Below are 18,380 nucleotides of genomic sequence, written 5' to 3' on the forward strand. Positions count from 1 at the left end.
TCTTACCAATTTGAACTACTCCGCGGAAACGAGCTCGAGCAAACGCATCAGCTCGGCATAACGCCGCACACCGATACGCGAACGCAACTCCTGCTCCGCGTGCTCCTCCTCGGCGCGCACCGCGTCGACCAGATCCGAACCGAGCCGGCTCAGCCCGATCAGGATGCGGCGGCGGTCGTCCTCCGCGGCAATCCGGAAGATGAGGCCGCGTTCGGCGAGTGCGTCGGCATGCCTGGTCGCCGAGGACGGCGGTAGCTGCGACCTGGCCGCGAGCTCACTCATGGTGACCCCGAACCCGGTGGACAGATTCGACAGCATCGACCATTGATCGGCCGTCAGTTGCCTGGCGCACAGGGCGGCGTCGAGGTGATCCAGCCAACGCCGTTGTGCGGCACGCAGCGCACCATGCAGCGTGGAATATCCGCTTACAATGGTCGTCATTATTTCCTGCCTGCCATGAATTTCGCTCGAACGAGAAGAAGAGTACCGAATGTCAGCGTTCGGCGAGGGCCCAGACGGCACGATCGAGATACTGAACATAGTCCCGATGCAGGGACCGGGCGGTATCGTTGCGGCGTCATGCGATGCGGCGATTTCCCTCGCGGTCAACGAAATCAATGCTGGGACGGGTTTTCTGGGCCGCGAAATTCGTACTACGAATATCGATGGCGGCCGGAATCCGCGCGAGGTCGCCGATGAGGTTTCCGCGCTGCTCGCCACCGGAATGGTGCACGCGATCACCGGCTGGCACACCTCGGCGGTGCGACTGGCCGTCGCGCGGGCCAATGCCAGTCGGGTGCCCTATCTTTTCGCCACCGGACACGAGGGTCTCACCAATGAGCTACCCGGGGTGCTGATGCTCGGGGAGCATCCGGCGGACCAGACCTTGCCCGCGGTGCACTGGCTGCAGCGCGAACACGGTGTGCGCCGCTGGGCGATCATCGGCAACGACTACATCTGGCCGCGCGAATCGGCCAAGGCGGTGCGCCGTAGCCTGGCCGATCCGAGCGCCATCGTGCTGGAGCGATTCGTACCGCTCGGCGCACCGGACTTCACGGAATTCCTCGACCATCCCGCATTGGACCAGGCCGACGCCGTCATGATCCTGATGGTCGGCGCGGATGTCTCCCGCTTCAACCGGCAGTTCGCCGCCACCGGCCGCGCCGACACGCTGCCGCGCGTCAGCCCGGCCGCCGACGAGAACGTACTGCTGACCGCCGGTGCCGAGGCCAACCACAACTTCTACGTGGCATCGAGCTTCTTCGTCGACCCGCACACCGACGACGGCCGTGACCGGCTGGCCCGCTACCGCCGACTACACGGCACCTTCGCACCCGCACTGACCAGCTTCAGCAATATGAGCTACGAGGCGATCCACACCCTGCGCGCGATCGGCGAGACGGCCGGATCACTACACGTACCCGACGTACACGCGGCACTCGATCAGGGCGTACTACTCGAAACCCCCGGAGGCACACGGGGCTTCCTCGGAAACCAAGCCCAGCAGCCCGGCTACATCGCGCTGGCCAATGGCGTCGATTTCGACGTCATCGCCCAGATCACCTAGCCGTGCGCTTGCCGACGGCGTGGTGGCTAGGCCGAAACCAAGGTGTCGAGTACCGAGAGGAACAGGCCGAGGCCGTCATCGCTCGGGCCGGTCAGCGGCTCGGTGGCGTGTTCGGGATGCGGCATCAGGCCGACGATCCGGCCATCGGCCGAAGAGACACCCGCGATATCGCGTTGGGAGCCGTTCGGATTGTCACCGGCGTAGCGGAAGACCACCCGACCCTCGCCCTCGAGTTCGTCGAGCACACGATCGGAGGCCTGGTAGCGGCCCTCGGCGTTCTTGACCGGGATGAGAATCTGGGCACCGGGCTCGAAACGCGAGGTCCATGCGGTATTCGCGGTTTCGACGCGCAGCCATTCGTCACGGCAGACGAAGTGCAGACCCTCGTTGCGGGTCAGCGCGCCGGGCAGCAGACCGGCCTCGCACAAAACCTGGAAACCGTTGCAGATGCCCAGGATCGGCAGGCCCCGACCCGCGGCCTTGACGACCTCACCCATCACCGGGGCGAACCGGGCGATGGCACCGGCGCGCAGGTAGTCACCATAGGAGAAGCCGCCGGGCACGATCACCGCGTCGACCTGCTTCAGATCGGCATCGGCATGCCACAGGCTGACCGCCTCGGCACCCGCCAACTTCACTGCCCGTGCGGCATCGACATCGTCGAGCGTGCCGGGAAAAGTAATGACCCCGATCCGCGCCGTCGTGCTTGTGATTCGCTCGCTCATGCCGAAACCCGCACGACCTTCCAGTCCTCGATCACGGTGTTGGCGAGCAGCGCCTCGGCGATCTGTTCGAGCTCCGCGTCGCTGACACTGTCGTCGACATCGAGTTCGAATCGCTTGCCCTGCCGTACATCCGACACTCCGGCGAATCCCAGGCGCGGGAGCGCGCCGGCGATGGCCTGACCCTGCGGATCCAGGATCTCGGCCTTCGGCATCACCTCGACCACGACTCGTGCCACGCGTTGCTCCTCAGGTGGTGTTGGGGTTACCTGAGCAGCGTAGTTGTCCAGCTTGTCCGAGCTACGGTCGGGGTCGAGTCAAATAGCATGGCCCCATGCGCATAGCCCACTTCGGCCACTCCTGCATCCTCGTCGAATTGCACGGCAAGAAGGTGCTGTTCGATCCGGGCACCTTCTCGCACGGCTTCGAGGGCATTACCGGCCTGGACGCCATCGCCGTCACCCACCAGCATCCCGACCATATCGATCCGAGCCGGATCGAGGCGCTGCTCGACAACAACCCGAACGCACGCCTGTTCAGCGATCCACAGACCGCACAGCAGCGCGGCGAACCATGGGAGGCAGTGCACGCGGGCAATGTGATCACCCTCGGCGATCTCCGGATCACCGGAGGCGGCGGCCGACACGCCGTGATCCACCCGGAGATCCCGGTGATCGATAACACGGTCTTCCAACTCGGCACCCCGGACGACCCGGCCCAACTCGTGCACCCCGGCGACTCGCTCTGGGTGCCACCGGTGCCGGTCGGCGTCCTCGCCATCCCCGCATCCGCCCCGTGGATGCGAATCAGCGAGGCCATCGACTACCTGCGCGCCGTCTCCCCTCGCACCGCCTTCCCCATCCACTTCGGCATCATCCAGCCCGAAGCCCAAGGCATCTACTTCGGCCGCCTAGCCGAAATGGGCCCCACCAATACAGAATTCACGGTCATCGCCCCCGAGTCCCAGCGCGACCTCTGATACCTGGACTGTTGATCACCATGTATCCCTGGCGGCAAACGTCGAGCGGATCCGCCACGGATGCGTGGTGATCGGGCGTCCAACACCTCAGGGGGCGTGTTCGGCGTAGGTGGCGAGGAAGAGGGCCTCGGCGAGGGCCATGTGTTCGATTTCAGAGGGGTCGACGCTCTCGTTGGGGGCGTGGATGAGGCATTTGGGCTCTTCGACGCCCAGCAGCATGATCTCGGCGTGCGGGTAGGTGTCGGCGAAGACATTGCACAGTGGGATCGAACCGCCCTGACCCTGGGTAGTGGTCGCGCGACCGTATGAGGCGGTGAGTGCGGCTTCCATGGCGGTGCGCGCGGGACCGCCGCTGGCCGAGCGGAACGGCGCGCCGGTCCCCTCGGTTTCCACGCTGATTTTCGCGCTCCACGGCGTATGCGACAGCAGGTGTGCGGTCAGCAGTTCCAGCGCCTGATCTGGATCGGTGCCCGGCGGAATGCGTAGGTTCAGCCGGGCTCGCGCGGCGGGCTGGATTGCCGCCGCTGAGCCCACGACCTTCGGTGCGTCGATCCCGAGCACAGTCAAAGCCGGTCGCGCCCAGAGCATATCGGCGACGGTGCCGTTACCGGTGAGTTCGACACCGCCGAGTACGCCTGCGTCAGCGCGGAATTGGTCCGCCAAGTACTGCACACCGGTCCAACGCTGATCATTGGGCAGACCGGCCACGGTGGTGTTGCCGTATTCGTCGCGTAAGGAGGCGAGCAGGTGGATGAGCGCGGCCAGCGCATCGGGGGCGGGACCGCCGAACATGCCGGAATGCATTGGCCCGGCGAGGGTTTCGATGGTGACGACCACGTTGACATTGCCGCGTAAGGACTCGGTCAAGGTCGGCATCCCGATCGTGAAATTGCCGCAGTCGCCGATCAGAATCGCATCCGCGCGCAAAAGATCCGGATTGGCCTCGACGAATTGTTCGAGTCCGCCGGTGCCCTGCTCCTCGGAACCCTCCGCGACCAGCGTCACCCCGAGCGGCAGATCCGCGCCGAGTGCCCGCAGCGCGGTCAGGTGCATCACGATATTGCCCTTGCAGTCCGCACTGCCACGCCCGTACCAGCGGCCGTCCTTCTCGGTCAGCTCCCAGACCGGCGTGCGCCAGGCATCGTCGTCGAGCGGCGGCTGCACGTCGTAGTGGCAGTACAGCAATACCGTGGGCGCACCGTCCAGCGCGGGACGCGAGGCGATGACGGCCTTGCTGCCATCGGGAGTTTCGTGCAGCCCCACCTTGGTCAGACCCGCCCCAGCGAATGCGTCGGCCACCCACTGCGCGGTCCGGTTGCAGTCCTCCGGTGGGAACTGCCGGGGATCGGCCACCGACTTGAACGAAACCAGTTGGGTGAGATCGGTTTTCGCCTGCGGCATCAGCGCGGCCACCCGCTGGCGCAGCGCCGCGATGCGGGAGTCGTCGATCATCTGCGAACCTCATTTCCGATCCGATCCAGCACAGAAGCGGCCGACCGCGCGCCGCCCGCCCACTCTGGCATGAACCGCTCGGTGCATACGGAGAAATCACCCGACCGATCGGTCTGTGTCGTCCGGATCGGAACACCGAAAATCCGGTCGCCGCTGTGACATGCTGAAACGTCGACGCTGGTTGCCACTTGTTTTCGCAAACATCACGCAAGCCATGTTCGGAGGCGGTTCGATGACAGAAGAACTGGAGCCCGACGACCTATTCGCCCTGCCGGGCCTGCGCCGGTCGGCACCGAAGGCCGGATTCCCGACAAACGAGTTGATCCCGCAGGTCGCCTACGAGATCGTGCACGACGAGCTGATGCTCGACGGCGTCTCCCGGATGAATCTGGCGACCTTCTGCACCACCTGGGTCGACGACCAGGCGCGCAGACTGATGAACGAAGCCCTGGACAAGAACATCGTCGACAAGGACGAATACCCGCAGACCGCCGAATTGGAGCGCCGGTGCGTGCGGATGGTCGCCGATCTTTGGCATGCGCCGGATCCGGCGGGCACGCACGGCACCTCCACCACCGGCTCGAGTGAGGCCGCGATGCTCGGCGGTCTGGCCGCCAAATTCCGCTGGCGCAAACGCGGCGGCACCGGAACCCCGAACTTCGTCTGCGGCCCGGTGCAGGTGTGCTGGGAAAAGTTCGCGCGCTATTTCGATGTGGAGATCCGCCAGATTCCGCTGCGCGGGGACCGGCTGACCATGCATCCCGAAGATGTGGCCGCCTACTGCGACGCGAACACCATCATGGTGGTTCCGACCTTCGGGCAGACCTATACCGGCTTGTTCGAGGATGTCGCCGGGATAAGCCGGGCACTGGACCGGCTGCAGGAGGTCAGCGGCCTGGATATCCCGATCCATGTCGACGCCGCCAGCGGCGGATTCCTCGCGCCGTTCACCGCACCCGATCTGATCTGGGATTTCCGGCTGTCGCGGGTCAAATCGATCAATGCCTCCGGCCACAAGACCGGGCTGGCACCGCTCGGCTCGGGCTGGGCGATCTGGCGCGAGGCCGCCGATCTGCCCGAGGAGCTGATCTTCAATGTGGATTACCTCGGCGGCAGCATGGCCACCTTCAATCTCAACTTCTCCCGCCCCGGCGGGCAGGTGATCACCTCTTACTACGAATTCATCCGGCTCGGCCACACCGGATACACCCGTCTACAGTCCCAGCTCTACCACGTCGCCCAGCATATGGCCGATGGCCTACTGAAACTCGGGCCGTTCGAGATGATCCACGGCGGCGATCCGCATCGTGGCATCGCGGCGGTGTCGTGGCGGCTGACCGAGGATGTCGGGTTCAATCTCTATGAACTGTCGGATCGGCTGCGGACCAGGGGTTGGCTGATCGCCGCGTATCCGTTGCCCGCCGACCGTGAGCACGAGACGATCATGCGCGCACTGGTCCGGCACGGGTTCAGCATCGATATGGCCGACCTACTGCTCGCCGATATCGCGCGCGGCATGGAGCAACTGGAGAAGCATCCACAATCCAAACCGCTCACTCGAGAGGAAGCGGGCGGATTCACGCATAACGCGACCGCGGCCGTACCGAGCGAGAAGGCGAAAGCCGTCCGGCCCCGATCTTGACCCGCCAGCGCTCCGCCACCGAATAGCGCTGGCGCAGAATTGATTTCGCCGCGCGCCGCCGCCCGATCACGCCATTACGGGCGGCGGCGGCTCGTGTAGGCGGTGCCGACCACACCCCCACACGGCTTCGGGCAGACCTGATCAGGCCGCCTTGACGGCGGCGAACGGCTCCCAGCGGTACACCTCGCTGGACGCGCCGTGGAACAGCGCGAGATCGACCGCATCGAGCATCGCCTGCCGCGGACCGGAACGGCCGAGCTGAGCGGCGGAAACGGCCAAGCGCAGCACACCGCCGCGACGTGCGGTCCTGGCCGCACCGAGCACCAGCGCGCGGCACCACCACGGTTCGGCGCGGAAACCCTCGCCCATGCCGTAGACGCGCGCCTTCTGGGCGATATTGCGCTCGAGATCGAGAATCGAGGTCAGCCCGAGCGCGAGCCGGAAACCGGCCTCGGGCAGCGCCTCGATGGCGCCCGCCGAGGCATCCCAGCGCGGAGCCGCGAACAACCGGGTGCGCAATTCCACCTGCTCGAGCACGCGATCCGCCGCGGTCAGCCGCAGGCGCGCCTCGTGCCGGGGCAGGGTGGCGAATTCGGCTCGGCGCCGCTTGGTCGCCGCCTGGTCGTAGCCGTGCAGCACGATCGCATCACTGCGGGCCCGCCGGCCACGCAGCCATGCCTGCGTCGCCGGATCTTCCACCAGCCGGTAGCCGCCCTTCAACCGAGGCGCGATCAGCAGCGAAAGCCGCACATCGCGGCGATCCATTTCGGCCGCGAATTCGATAGCCGCGTCCCGCGTGGTGTCCCGGATCCCGGAAATCGACACGATCAGCTCAGCGTTCATGACCTCACGGTGCCAGCCGCAGATGTACTCGGCGTGCAGGGCGGATGACCCGCCGACGAACACTGCGTCACACCCGCGGCACATCTGACCTAAGATCTCCGGCGTGAAGACAGCCCTGCTCAGCGCTCTGTCAGTTCCACTCCTGCTCATCGCACCGGCGACCGCCCTAGCCGATCCGGACGCCCCCCAGATCTTCAGCCAAGACGAAACATGCACTGCGACACAGGGGTTCGTCAACCAGGTGCGCAGCCGCACGCCGGACGCGACGCCGGATCAGATCGCCGACGCCTATATCGCGATCATGGATGCGAACGGCGCATATCAGGGAATCGAGCAATACCGCGACAGCGATCGTGCGACGTTCCTGGACAACATGCGCACCTGCGGCCTCTGATTTACCACCGCTCCCAGTGCAGTACCTGCTCCCTCGGCACCCGGACCGCGGGTTTGAAGTCGGTGCCGAGGGTGTAGGCCAGCGGGATGAATGCCGCGAGCATCACCGTGTCGTACGGAATCCCCAGTGCCGCAGCTAGTTCGCGTTCCAGCGGCCCCTGCGCACTGGTCCAGGTGGTGCCGAGTCCGCGAGCGCGCGCGGCGAGCATGAAGCTCCACACCGCGGCGCCGCCAGCTCACGGCGCTGCTCGGCAAACTATTGGCCCCACCGGGTGAGCGGCCGGGGTGCACCGACCGCTCACCCGACCTACGCGTCGGCCAGGCCGAGAGTGCTCAGCAGCCAGGCGTATTCGAAGGCGACTTCCTTCCACTGCTCGTAGCGGCCGCTGACACCGCCATGGCCCGCACTCATTTCGGTCTTGAGCAGTAGCGGGGTGTCACCGGTCTTGGTCGCGCGCAGTTTGGCGACCCACTTGGCGGGTTCGACATAGAGCACGCGGGTGTCGTTGATGCCGGTGACCGCCAGGATGGCCGGGTAGTCCTTGGCTTCGATGTTCTCATAGGGCGCGTAGGACTTCATGTAGTCGTAGACGTCCTTGTCCGCCAATGGATTCCCCCACTCGTCCCATTCGATGACGGTAAGCGGCAGCGACGGGTCCAGGATCGAGGTGAGCGGGTCGACGAACGGCACGTTGGTCAGAATGCCCCTGAACAGCTCGGGCGCCATATTCGCCACCGCGCCCATCAGCAGACCGCCCGCGCTGCCGCCATCGGCGACCAGCCGGTCCGCCGAGGTGACACGGGTATCGATGAGATGCCTTGCGCAGGAGATGAAGTCGGTGAAGGTGTTCTTCTTGGTGCGCGTCTTGCCGTTCTCGTACCAGAGCCGCCCCATTTCACCGCCGCCGCGCACATGCGCCACCGCGAACACCATGCCGCGGTCGAGCAGCGAAAGCCGCGATAACGAGAAGGACGGATCAATAGGGGTCTCGTAGGAGCCATATCCGTACAGCAGCAGCGGTTTCGGCCCCGCGGGCAGCCCCTTCTTGCGCACCAGCGAGATCGGAATCCGGGTGCCGTCCGCAGCGATCGCCCAATCGCGTTCCTGCTCATAGTCGTTCGCGTCATAACCGCCGAGTACCGGCTGCTCCTTGCGCAGCAACAGCTCACCGGTGGCCGGGACATAGTCGAAGACCTGCATCGGTGTGATGAACGAGGTCAACCCGATCCGCAGCGTCGGCTGCTCCCACTCCGGATTGCGGCCGGAACCGACCGCGAAGAGTTCCAGATCGAACTCGAGTTCGCGCCGCTCGCCGTAGCCGGATTCGGTCAGCGGCCAAATGGCAATGCGGGGAAGGGCTTCGCGCCGATAGCTCAGCACCAGATGATCGGCGAACGGATCGATGTCCTCGAGCCGCACGTCGTCGCGGTGGCCGATCAGCAGCGTCATATTCGACGGATCCGATACCGGGGCCTCGGCGAGTACGAAGTTCTGCGCTTTCACCCCGTCCACGACGTCGTTGTGCAGGATCAGGAAACGGTCCTCACCGCCGACCACGGCATGGTCCACCGAGTACTCGACACCTTCGCGACGCGGAATAACGACCCGGAAATCCCCTTCCGGATTATCGGATTCGAGTACCCAGGCCTCGCTGGTGATCTTGGAGCCGAGCCAGATCATCAGGTACTTCTCCGAGCGCGTCGAGCCGATGCTCACCCAGTAGCGCTCATCGGGCTCGTGGAAGACCTTGACATCGTCATCCTTGGCCGTGCCGAGCCGGTGCCGCCACACAGTGTCGGGCCGCCAGGATTCGTCGACCGTCTGATAGAAGACGTGCGTGCCGTCCAGCGACCAGGTCGCGCCGGGGGCGGTGCCCGCGATCTCGTCGGCGAGCTCCTCCCCGGTGCGCAGATCCTTGAAGCGCAGCAGGTAGCGCTCGTCACCGCTGGTGTCGACCGAGTACGCGAGCAGGTTGCCGTCATGGCTGACCGAGAACGCGCCGAGCGTGAAGAAGTCGTGGCCCTCGGCGGCCTGGTTGCTGTCCAGCAGCACCTGCTCGCCGGGAATCTCGGTATCGGCCTCGAGTTGCGGCGGGGTCCAGGCGTCGATCCCCTCGGCTCCCGCCGGGGCAACGATGGGACAGCGGCAGTGCACGCCGTACTGTTTGCCCTCGAAGCTGCGCGAGTAGTACCAGTACTCGCCGATCCGGGTCGGCACCGACAGATCGGTCTCCTGGGTGCGCGCCTTGATCTCGTCGTAGAGCTTGTCCCGCAGCCCGCCCAGATGCGCCGTCTGCGCCTCGGTGTAGGCGTTCTCAGCCTCCAGATAGGCGATGACCTCGGGATTTTCCTTATCGCGGAGCCATTCGTACTCGTCGATGAAGACGTCGCCATGGTGCACCCGCTCGGTGCGCACCTGCTTGGCGACCGGGGCCGTCACCACGGCCGATTCATCACCCGGACCGGCGAGCGTTCCGGTTCCACTGTCGAGAGCCATGGGCCCACCCTACTGTTCGGGCTGCACACCGCCCGCCGCTCGGATGATCTCGTCGAGTACCGCGCCCGCCCGGTGCAGATCGGTCATGGCCTGGTCGATGCGGCGGCGCTCCTCGGCCAGCTTGTCCACCAGGAACGGTGTCGCCAGTTCGTTCGGCGTGCCATCTTCGTCGTGGATACACGGCAGCAGCTGGCTGACAGTATCGCTGCCGATGCCCGCGGCGAACATTTCACGAATGCGCAGCACCCGCGCGACCGCCGACTCCGGATATTCGCGCTGACCACCGGAGCTGCGCTCGGATCCGAGCATGCCCTTGGCCTCGTAGTACCGCAGCGACCGGACGCTCACCCCGGTCCGCTCGGCCAGCTCACCGATGCGCATATCTGTTCCGCCTTCCCGGACCTTTGCCGACAAGTGAGTGCAACGGAAGGCGCGCTGCGGGTCGGCGGCCACGCACGAAGAGCTGCTGGACGTTCCCGACGAGTTACCCATGCGCTCCCGAGATCAGCCGTTGCGGTGTCGAGCTTACTTGACCTCACATCGATGTCAGGTTTTATGGTGCCGTCATGCAGCTATTGAGCGAATATCGCAACAACGTTCTGGCCCTGCCCAATCACATCGTCATGTCACCGATGACCCGGTTGCGTTCGCATCCGGACGGTTCGCCGACCGCCGATGTGGTCGACTACTACGCGCAGCGGGCCACGGCCGGACTGATCGTGACCGAGGGCATCTGGCCGCATTCGACCGGCAAGAGCGAGGCCTGGGTGCCGGGCCTGCAGACCGGCCGCCATGTCGATGCCTGGCGGCAGGTCACCGAGGCGGTGCACGCGGCGGGCGGGCGGATCGTCGCACAGCTGATGCACGGTGGCCGGAAGGGACATCCGTTGGCGCGCGTCGACGGCTCGTGGCCGACCGGACCGTCGGCCGTAGTGGATGACGATCGGCCGCACCTGCTCGACGGCACCAAGGCCGATCCGATCACGCCGGGAGCGTTCAGCCGTGCCGAAATCGCCGCCGTGATCGAGCATTTCGCGGCCGCTGCCGCCAATGCGATCGCGGCGGGCTTCGACGGTGTCGAGATCCACGGGGCCAATAGCTATCTGCTGCACCAGTTCCTGGCCGACAACACCAATCTGCGCACCGATGAATTCGGCGGTTCGATCGAGAACCGCATGCGGGCGCCGCTGGCCATCGTCGACGCGGTCGTCGGTGCCGTCGGGCCGCACCGGACCGCAATTCGGCTATCGCCGGGCAACCCGCAGTTCAATATGTACGAGGCGGATCCGGCACCGCTGTACCGCACATTGGTGGCCGAGTTGGATCGCCGTGACCTTGCCTATCTGCATCTGACCGATAACGACGACTACCCGGCTCTCGCCGACCTGCGGCCGCGTTGGCACGGCACGCTCATCGCGAATATCGGTGAGAACCGCGAACCCACCACCGCGGTCGAGGCCGAGACGGTGCTGCAGCAGGGGCTCGCCGATCTGGTGTCGTTCGGACGCGCCTTCATCGCCAATCCCGATCTGGTGACACGGATTACCTACAATTTGCCGCTCGGTTCGATCCGCGAGGAACTGCTGTACGGGCGCGATGCGGCGGGTTACAGCGACTATCCACGCTGGGGGTTGCGCGAAACGCGGTGCGCCTGAGGTCCGGATGCACGGCCGCGCAGCCCACTAGGCTCGCGGCCATGCGCGCCACAATCGCAATTCGCCTGCTGGCCGTCACGGGGATGCTATTCGCCACCGCCGGAATCGGCACGCTCGCACCGGCATCCGCATGCGCGTGCGGCGCAGTCGCCAATCCACCCGGGCATCCGGCGTCGGTGCGCGAGGAGACGGCGCTGGTCAGCTGGGACGGACAGCGCGAGACGATGCTCATGCGGCTCACGCTGAAATCCGGTACCGATCAGGCGGCGCTCATCGTGCCGACACCGAAACCGGCGACCGTCGCGGGTGGCTCGGCGGCGACCTTTACCGACCTGGCGAACTTGACCGCGCCCAAGGTTGTTACCCAGCGTCGATGGTTCGGCTCCGGTTCCAGCGACGCCGCGGGCGAGGGCGCTATGACCGCTGCCGGTGGCGGCCCGACCGTCCTCGATCGCGTGCAACTCGGCCCGCTCGAAGCAACCACCCTGTCCGGCGGCAACCTGGACGGCATTCGAAAGTGGCTGAGCGACAACGGCTACGAGATACGTCCCGAGGTGGTCACCACTGTCGAACCATATCTGCGCGAGGGCTGGTCCTTCGTCGCGATGCGCCTCACCAGCGCCCAACCACTCGATGGCGCAATAGATCCGGTGCGCCTGAGCTTCGATTCGGATCGTTTCGTCTATCCGATGCGCATGTCGAGCGCCGCCAAACAGGCCCAGTACGTGCACCTTTACGCGCTGAGCGAGCATCGTGTGCGCCGCAGCGATCCCGATGCCGCCGCCCAAAGTGTGCATGTCGACTTCGCAGGCCGGGTTGCCACATCGGATCCAGAACTCGCGGCGGTGACCACGAATGGCCGCAACTACCTGACCGAACTGCGGGTTTCGATCGACACCCCCGCGGATATCCGCTCCGACTTCGCCTTCGAGGCCGATGCCAGCGACGCGGAGGTCTACCAGACGATCCACCGAACCGAGGATGTTGAACTATTCGGCGTGCCCGCGGGCATCGTCATCCTCGGCACGGCATCCCTGGCCGCGATCGTCGTGGTCTTCGCCATCGTCCGGGTGCTGCGGACCTGACCTCAGGCTCCGATGCCCGGACCGATGGTCGACCAGGAGGCGTGCAGGGTGTCCTGCCAGTAGGGCCAGGAGTGGGTTCCGGTTGGGCTGTATTCGATCTCGGCCGGGATGCCGAGGGCGCGCAGCCGCCTGTTCGAATGGATGCGGCGGCGAGGATAGAGGCCGCATTACCGCCCATGGACAGGCCGCCGATGGCATTGACGCCATTGTCGTATCGGCGTCGATGATCAGCGGTAGCTCCCGCCGACTTTCACGCCGGCACCGCCCAACCCGGCGACGGCTCAGCGATCGAGCGCGCCGCGGATCGAACTCGCCAGATAGTCCAGGTCAGCGCGGCGCGGACTGGTCGGCCGCCCACGTAATCCGAACCCGTCACCGGGCGTCCGCGGAATGACATGCAGATGCACATGGAACACTTCCTGACCCGCGGTCACCCCGTCGGCCAAGAAGAAGTTGACTCCATCACACCCCACCTCGCTGGCCCGCAGCGCTTCGGCCAGCTTCTGCGCCACCTGGAACAACTTCCCCCCGACCACCGGATCCAACTCCGCCAGACTGCGCGCCGCAACCTTAGGCACCACCAGCAAATGCCCGGGCGTCATGGGCCGAATGTCCATGAACGCCACCACATCATCGTCCTCATACACCCAGCTGGCCTCGGCCCGCCCGGCCACAATGTCCCCGAAGATCGTGTACGGATTCACCCGATCACTATGGCCGGTCGGCTAGAGGATCGGGGACGGGGTGTAGCGAGCGGCGTCCGGATACTGGTCCACGAGCTTTTCGACGCCGGCCACCACATCCGAAACCTGAGCTTCTGCCGCGCCGATGAAGGCCGACTTGTCGGCCAGGGCGGCTTCCAATTCGGCACGGTCCAAGGGGAAGCGGGAGTCGGCGGCCAAGCGGTCCAGCAGGTCGGGTTCGCGGCCCTGTTCACGCATGGCGAGGGCGACGGCTACGGCGTGTTCCTTGATTACCTCATGGGCGGTTTCACGGCCCACACCGGCGCGCACGGCGGCGATAAGCATGCGGGTGGTGGCGAGGAAGGGGAGATAGCGGTCGAGTTCGCGGGAGATGACGGCGGGGTAGGCGCCGAATTCGCTGAGCACGGTTAGGAAGGTTTCGATCATGCCGTCGATGGCGAAGAAGGCATCCGGCAGCGCGACACGGCGCACCACCGAGCAGAACACATCGCCCTCGTTCCATTGCGCACCAGCGAGTTCGGCGGCCATCGAGGCATAACCGCGCAGCACCACCTGCAGACCGTTGACGCGCTCGCAGGAGCGGGTGTTCATCTTGTGCGGCATGGCGGAGCTGCCCACCTGCCCGGGCTGGAAGCCCTCGGTGACCAGCTCATGGCCCGCCATCAGCCGAATGGTGTGGGCGAACGACGACGGGCCCGCACCGACCTGAACGAGCGCCGAGAGCACATCGTGATCGAGCGAGCGCGGATACACCTGACCGACACTGGTGAGCACATTCGCGAAACCGAGATGCCGCGCGACCTGCTGCTCCAGCGTCGCCAGCTTGGCCGAATCGCCGCCGAGCAGATCGAGCATGTCCTGCGCGGTGCCCATCGGGCCCTTGATACCGCGCAGCGGGTAGCGGTCGATGAGCTCGCGCAGCCGGGTCAGCGCGATGAGCAGCTCATCGGCGGCGGAGGCGAACCGCTTGCCCAGCGTGGTGGCCTGGGCGGCGACATTGTGCGAACGGCCCGCCATCACCAGCGTGTGGTACTCGGCGGCCCGCTCGGCCAGCCGCGCCGCCACCGCGACACCGTGCGCATGCACATGCTCGAGCGAGAGCCGAATCTGCAACTGCTCGACATTCTCGGTGAGATCACGGCTGGTCATGCCCTTGTGCACATGCTCGTGCCCGGCCAGCGCGTTGAATTCCTCGATGCGCGCCTTCACGTCATGGCGAGTGACCCGCTCACGCTCGGCGATCGAGGCCAGATCCACCTGATCGATGACCCGCTCGTAATCGTCGATGACGCCCGCGGGCAGTCCGATGCCGAGTTCGGACTGCGCCCGCAACACCTCCAGCCACAGCCGCCGCTCGAGCACGATCTTGTTCTCGGGCGACCAGAGATGCACCAACTCCGGGCTGGCGTATCGAGTGGCAAGGACATTCGGGACGAGGCTCACGACTGCACCTCGCTAGCGCTCGGCTCCGTCGTACGCCTGGGCGCTGAGTTTTCGGTTCGCTCGCTGCGCTCCCTCACGACTGCACCTCGCTAGCGCTCGGCTCCGTCGTACGCCTGGGCGCTGTGTCTTTGGTTCGCTCGCTGCGCTCTCTCACGTGTTGTCAGTCTAGTGTCCGGAACCTGTCGACCTGCTGCGGCGTCTGTATCTGATGTGGCGCGAGCGGACCCTCTGTGGTTACCCGAGCTACCACCTCCGGGCCGGACGCTCGCACCGGGGGCGCGACGATATCGATGACCTCGAGCAACGCACCGCGCGCCATTCGCCTTGGCTCCGGGTCCATTTCGCTCAGCGCCGCGACCACGGCACCGTCGACCACCGCGACCATCCTGCGCAACTGCTCCGGTCGAACCGCCCGATCGGAGCGGCGCAGTACGTCGGCGAGTAACTCGTCCAGCTGTGCCCTTAGTCGGAGCTGCACTTCGCGCAGTTCCGGATGCCGCGCCGAGGCCACCGAACGTTCATAGCGCGCGATGAGCTGTCCGCGTGCGCCCTCGTCGCTGCCGTCCGACCCCACCAACAGGTCCAACACCAGATCGACGGTCGCCTCCGAGCCGCGTCTGCGGTGGCTCACCTCGCCGACCCGACGCCGCATCGCGTCCAGTTCCGCATTGCCGCTGAATTCGACCGCTCGCGCGATCAGATCATCGAGCGACTCGAAGTAGTACGTCGTCGACGCCAGCGGAAGGTCGGCGCGCGTCGCGACCGAGCGATGCCGCACCGCATCGAATCCGCCTTCGAGTAACAACTCGGCGGCGGCCGCTACCAAAGCCTGGCGACGCCGTTCGCCTTTCGGGGTCGTCGCGGTTATCACCGTGCCATCGTGCCAGTCATCATCAGTTCATCCGTGCGAAATCAGAGAGGAAACCCAGAGAGTGAAAACCCAGCCATCGTTGTTTTACCGCATCTGCTCGTTCAGGGTGCCGAACTGTGCAAACTCATTGTCCGACAGCATGATCAACCACGCAGATAGTGACCCAGCCGAACGAGTGCCGCCTCGATGTCCGCAGTAGCGCCGGCGAAGGAGATCCGTACCGTCCGGTTCCCCGCCGCGGTATCGAAGTCGACTCCGGGGGCCAACGCGACTCCGGTGTGGTCGAGCACCGAGGCGCACCACTTCCTCGAATCATCGGTGAGATGGCCGATATCGGCGTAGGCGTAGAAGGCGCCGTCGGCCGGGGCCAGCTCGGTAATGCCGAGCTTCGGCAACCCCTCCAGCAGCAGTTGCCGATTCACCGCGTAGCGGCGGACGTGACCGTCGAGCTCCTCCTTGGCCTCGGCACCGAACGCGTGCAGCGCCGCGAACTGCGAGACCGCGGGCGGACAGACGGTCATATTGGATGCGAGCCGTTGCAGCGCGGGCCGCAAACCGCTCGGCACCAGCATCCAGCCGAGCCGCCAGCCGGTCATCGAGAAGTACTTCGAGACCGAACCGATGACCACGGATTCGCGCGAGGTCTCCCAGGCCGACGACGTTCGGCCAACGCTGAGGCCCTGGTAGGTGATGCCGTGGTAGATCTCGTCGGAGATCAGCAGAGTGCCGTGCGCATCGCACCAGCGGGCCAGTGCGGAGAGCTCATCGGGATCGATCATGGTGCCGGTCGGGTTGGCCGGACTGGCCACGATCAGGCCGGCGGGAGGTTCCGGCAGCGCTTCCAGCATGGCGACCGTCGGCTGGAATCGGGTTTGCGCACCGCAATCGAGTTCGACCACGCGACAACCAAGCGCGGTGAGGGTGTTGCGGTAGGCCGGATATCCGGGCCTGGCCACCACGACGGTATCCCCGACATCGAACGCGGCCAGGAAGATTAGGGTGAATGCGCCGGAGGATCCGGTCGTCACCACGACGTCATCGGGTTCGACGGCGTATCCGTAGGTATCGCGGTGGTGTTCGGCGATCGCCTCGCGCAGCGGCAGAATGCCGAATGTCTCTGTGTAACCGAGCAATTCGGCATCGATCGCCGCCTTCGTCGCACGCAGCACCGGGGCTGGTGCGGGCGTCGAGGGCTGCCCGGCCGCCAGCACCAGCACATCGCCGTGCGTCCTGGCACGTTCCGCGGCGGCTTTCCAGACATCCATCACGTAGAAAGGTGGAATGGTCGACCGGCGAGATTCTCTGGACACCCGACGTACGGTAGACGGTCCCGCAGGTCGAGTGGGCGCCGATACTCGGCTTTTGTCGACAGGTAGCGAAATGCGACCCACCGCGTGTTTCGGCATGTGTGCGGCATGCGGTACGGGTTATGGTCGGCGTTAATGCTTGACAAGGCTCGCCGGGCGCGGCTGGACCGAGTACCCGGGGTGGGTGGCATCGGTGTCATTCCCCCCGATTGGCGTGCCAAGTTGCGGGAGCGGCGCGAGTCCGAGCTGCGTCGGCGAGCGCACGAGGTGTTCGGCGAGTGCAGGGAAGGCCTGGTCTGGCTGCGTCGGCAACCACCGCCCGACCTGCGCGCGCTGTGGCAGGACCGACCCAAACCCGACTACCGCGCGTTATCGCGCAAGCACCGAATCCTGATCGCCGGTGTCTGTGTCACCGCCGTATTCGCGGCCGCGGATTCCGCGTTCGACTGGGGCATCACCGATCGCACGCCCGGCCCGGACGAGTCCCAACGCGTCGCCTTCGCCTATCCACAGCAGATGCAGTCGACACCGCCGTCGGTGAAGCGCTATCTGAATGCCATCGCCAACGGTGAGCGCATCCGTGAGCAGGAGGTCGTGGCGGCCGCGGCACGCGCGACGTTGGAACGTGCCAAGGCCGAGGCGGCCGCGGCCGTGTCCGGCGAGTACCAGCCGTGGCTGGCGGGCAGCGCGCCGGTCACCGCTGGCTCGGTGCTGCCCGGCATCACCAGTATGGTTTTGCCGACGCGCGGCACATTCACCTCCGGATTCGGTTCGCGCTGGGGCACTTTCCACAACGGAATCGATATCGCGGGGCCGATCGGCACACCGATCTATGCCGTTGCCAGCGGCACCGTCATCGATGCGGGACCGGCGCAGGGCTTCGGGCTATGGGTGCGCATCCGGCACGATGACGGCAGCATCACCGTCTACGGCCATATGTACGACTTCTTCGTCTCGGTCGGCGAACGTGTTCCGGCGGGTATGCAGATCGCCCGCATGGGTAACCGTGGTGACTCCACGGGACCGCATCTGCACTTCGAGGTCATAGTCAACGGACAGCACGTCGATCCGCAGCAGTGGTTGGCGGTGCACGGGCTCACGTTCGCCTGAGTTGTTGGCCGCGCCTTCGGCGCGGCGTGTTCGCGGCCCCCTGGTGTCTCGCGTCCGAGCCGTCGAGACTCGCGACTACGTCGCATGCGCTTCGACGACTCGGACGCGAG

General features: G+C 65.9%; 19 protein-coding genes and 1 pseudogene. 7 read left to right on the top strand and 13 right to left on the bottom strand.

What is annotated here, in order from left to right:
* Positions 1 to 15: 15 nt before the first annotated feature.
* Positions 16 to 441, bottom strand: a complete 426-nt coding sequence (locus AB0J47_RS38765; RefSeq protein WP_364358480.1) for a MarR family transcriptional regulator — start codon at positions 439 to 441, stop codon at positions 16 to 18.
* A 49-nt stretch (positions 442 to 490) separates the two neighbouring features.
* On the opposite strand from AB0J47_RS38765, the gene AB0J47_RS38770 reads away from it, so the two are divergent.
* Positions 491 to 1,567: a substrate-binding domain-containing protein gene (locus AB0J47_RS38770; RefSeq protein ID WP_364358483.1), complete on the top strand. Its 1,077-nt coding sequence runs from the start codon at positions 491 to 493 to the stop codon at positions 1,565 to 1,567.
* A gap of 26 nt (positions 1,568 to 1,593) precedes the next feature.
* On the opposite strand, the gene purQ is transcribed toward AB0J47_RS38770, so the two are convergent.
* Entirely contained in the window at positions 1,594 to 2,292 is a 699-nt protein-coding gene (gene purQ, locus AB0J47_RS38775) for a phosphoribosylformylglycinamidine synthase subunit PurQ (protein ID WP_364358486.1), read from the bottom strand.
* Positions 2,289 to 2,528: a phosphoribosylformylglycinamidine synthase subunit PurS gene (gene purS / locus AB0J47_RS38780; RefSeq protein ID WP_040686358.1), complete on the bottom strand. Its 240-nt coding sequence runs from the start codon at positions 2,526 to 2,528 to the stop codon at positions 2,289 to 2,291. The genes purQ and purS overlap by 4 nt, the downstream gene beginning before the upstream one ends.
* Positions 2,529 to 2,623: 95 nt before the next feature.
* On the opposite strand from purS, the gene AB0J47_RS38785 reads away from it, so the two are divergent.
* Positions 2,624 to 3,268, top strand: a complete 645-nt coding sequence (locus tag AB0J47_RS38785) for an MBL fold metallo-hydrolase (RefSeq protein WP_364358490.1) — start codon at positions 2,624 to 2,626, stop codon at positions 3,266 to 3,268.
* An 87-nt stretch (positions 3,269 to 3,355) separates the two neighbouring features.
* On the opposite strand, the gene AB0J47_RS38790 is transcribed toward AB0J47_RS38785, so the two are convergent.
* Complete coding sequence (locus AB0J47_RS38790) at positions 3,356 to 4,720, bottom strand: dipeptidase (RefSeq protein WP_364358493.1); 1,365 nt, start codon at positions 4,718 to 4,720, stop codon at positions 3,356 to 3,358.
* Positions 4,721 to 4,952: 232 nt separating this feature from the next.
* Here AB0J47_RS38790 and AB0J47_RS38795 point away from each other — a divergent pair, with 232 nt between their 5' ends.
* Complete coding sequence (locus AB0J47_RS38795) at positions 4,953 to 6,362, top strand: glutamate decarboxylase (protein ID WP_364358496.1); 1,410 nt, start codon at positions 4,953 to 4,955, stop codon at positions 6,360 to 6,362.
* 141 nt (positions 6,363 to 6,503) lie between these two features.
* On the opposite strand, the gene AB0J47_RS38800 is transcribed toward AB0J47_RS38795, so the two are convergent.
* On the bottom strand, positions 6,504 to 7,205 hold the full coding sequence (locus AB0J47_RS38800) for a DUF2334 domain-containing protein (RefSeq protein WP_364358499.1): 702 nt from the start codon (positions 7,203 to 7,205) through the stop codon (positions 6,504 to 6,506).
* Positions 7,206 to 7,308: 103 nt separating this feature from the next.
* Here AB0J47_RS38800 and AB0J47_RS38805 point away from each other — a divergent pair, with 103 nt between their 5' ends.
* Positions 7,309 to 7,599, top strand: coding sequence for a hypothetical protein (locus AB0J47_RS38805; RefSeq protein ID WP_364358502.1), 291 nt, complete (start codon positions 7,309 to 7,311; stop codon positions 7,597 to 7,599).
* A gap of 1 nt (position 7,600) precedes the next feature.
* Here AB0J47_RS38805 and AB0J47_RS38810 read toward each other — a convergent pair whose 3' ends face one another.
* From AB0J47_RS38810 to AB0J47_RS38820, 3 genes are all read right to left on the bottom strand, one after another.
* Positions 7,601 to 7,819 (bottom strand): nitroreductase family protein, encoded by a 219-nt coding sequence (locus AB0J47_RS38810; RefSeq protein ID WP_364358505.1) that lies wholly within the window; start codon positions 7,817 to 7,819, stop codon positions 7,601 to 7,603.
* 86 nt (positions 7,820 to 7,905) lie between these two features.
* Positions 7,906 to 10,095, bottom strand: a complete 2,190-nt coding sequence (locus AB0J47_RS38815) for a S9 family peptidase (RefSeq protein WP_364358507.1) — start codon at positions 10,093 to 10,095, stop codon at positions 7,906 to 7,908.
* Between the two features lie 9 nt (positions 10,096 to 10,104).
* The gene (locus AB0J47_RS38820) at positions 10,105 to 10,476 is read right to left on the bottom strand and encodes a MerR family transcriptional regulator (protein ID WP_364358510.1); all 372 of its coding nucleotides are present in this window, start codon (positions 10,474 to 10,476) and stop codon (positions 10,105 to 10,107) included.
* A gap of 185 nt (positions 10,477 to 10,661) precedes the next feature.
* Here AB0J47_RS38820 and AB0J47_RS38825 point away from each other — a divergent pair, with 185 nt between their 5' ends.
* Both AB0J47_RS38825 and AB0J47_RS38830 read left to right on the top strand, forming a co-directional pair.
* Positions 10,662 to 11,750: an alkene reductase gene (locus tag AB0J47_RS38825; protein ID WP_364358513.1), complete on the top strand. Its 1,089-nt coding sequence runs from the start codon at positions 10,662 to 10,664 to the stop codon at positions 11,748 to 11,750.
* A gap of 41 nt (positions 11,751 to 11,791) precedes the next feature.
* On the top strand, positions 11,792 to 12,835 hold the full coding sequence (locus tag AB0J47_RS38830) for a DUF2330 domain-containing protein (protein ID WP_364358516.1): 1,044 nt from the start codon (positions 11,792 to 11,794) through the stop codon (positions 12,833 to 12,835).
* A gap of 2 nt (positions 12,836 to 12,837) precedes the next feature.
* On the opposite strand, the pseudogene AB0J47_RS38835 reads toward AB0J47_RS38830, so the two are convergent.
* From AB0J47_RS38835 to AB0J47_RS38855, 5 genes and pseudogenes are all read right to left on the bottom strand, one after another.
* Positions 12,838 to 12,966 (bottom strand): annotated as a pseudogene (locus AB0J47_RS38835) (esterase family protein); the annotation flags it as partial.
* A 150-nt stretch (positions 12,967 to 13,116) separates the two neighbouring features.
* Positions 13,117 to 13,539, bottom strand: coding sequence for an HIT family protein (locus tag AB0J47_RS38840; RefSeq protein ID WP_364358519.1), 423 nt, complete (start codon positions 13,537 to 13,539; stop codon positions 13,117 to 13,119).
* Between the two features lie 21 nt (positions 13,540 to 13,560).
* Positions 13,561 to 14,982 carry an adenylosuccinate lyase gene (gene purB, locus AB0J47_RS38845; RefSeq protein WP_364358522.1) on the bottom strand — a complete coding sequence of 474 codons (1,422 nt, stop codon included), beginning with the start codon at positions 14,980 to 14,982 and terminating at the stop codon, positions 13,561 to 13,563.
* Between the two features lie 160 nt (positions 14,983 to 15,142).
* On the bottom strand, positions 15,143 to 15,853 hold the full coding sequence (locus AB0J47_RS38850; RefSeq protein ID WP_364358525.1) for a TetR family transcriptional regulator: 711 nt from the start codon (positions 15,851 to 15,853) through the stop codon (positions 15,143 to 15,145).
* Positions 15,854 to 15,996: 143 nt separating this feature from the next.
* Positions 15,997 to 17,163: a pyridoxal phosphate-dependent aminotransferase gene (locus tag AB0J47_RS38855; protein WP_364358528.1), complete on the bottom strand. Its 1,167-nt coding sequence runs from the start codon at positions 17,161 to 17,163 to the stop codon at positions 15,997 to 15,999.
* Positions 17,164 to 17,295: 132 nt separating this feature from the next.
* Between AB0J47_RS38855 and AB0J47_RS38860 the strand changes: the two genes are divergently transcribed.
* Positions 17,296 to 18,270, top strand: a complete 975-nt coding sequence (locus AB0J47_RS38860; RefSeq protein ID WP_364358531.1) for a M23 family metallopeptidase — start codon at positions 17,296 to 17,298, stop codon at positions 18,268 to 18,270.
* Positions 18,271 to 18,380: the final 110 nt, after the last annotated feature.

It is taken from the genome of Nocardia sp. NPDC049737 (assembly GCF_040674755.1).
Classification (GTDB): Bacteria; Actinomycetota; Actinomycetes; order Mycobacteriales; family Mycobacteriaceae; genus Nocardia.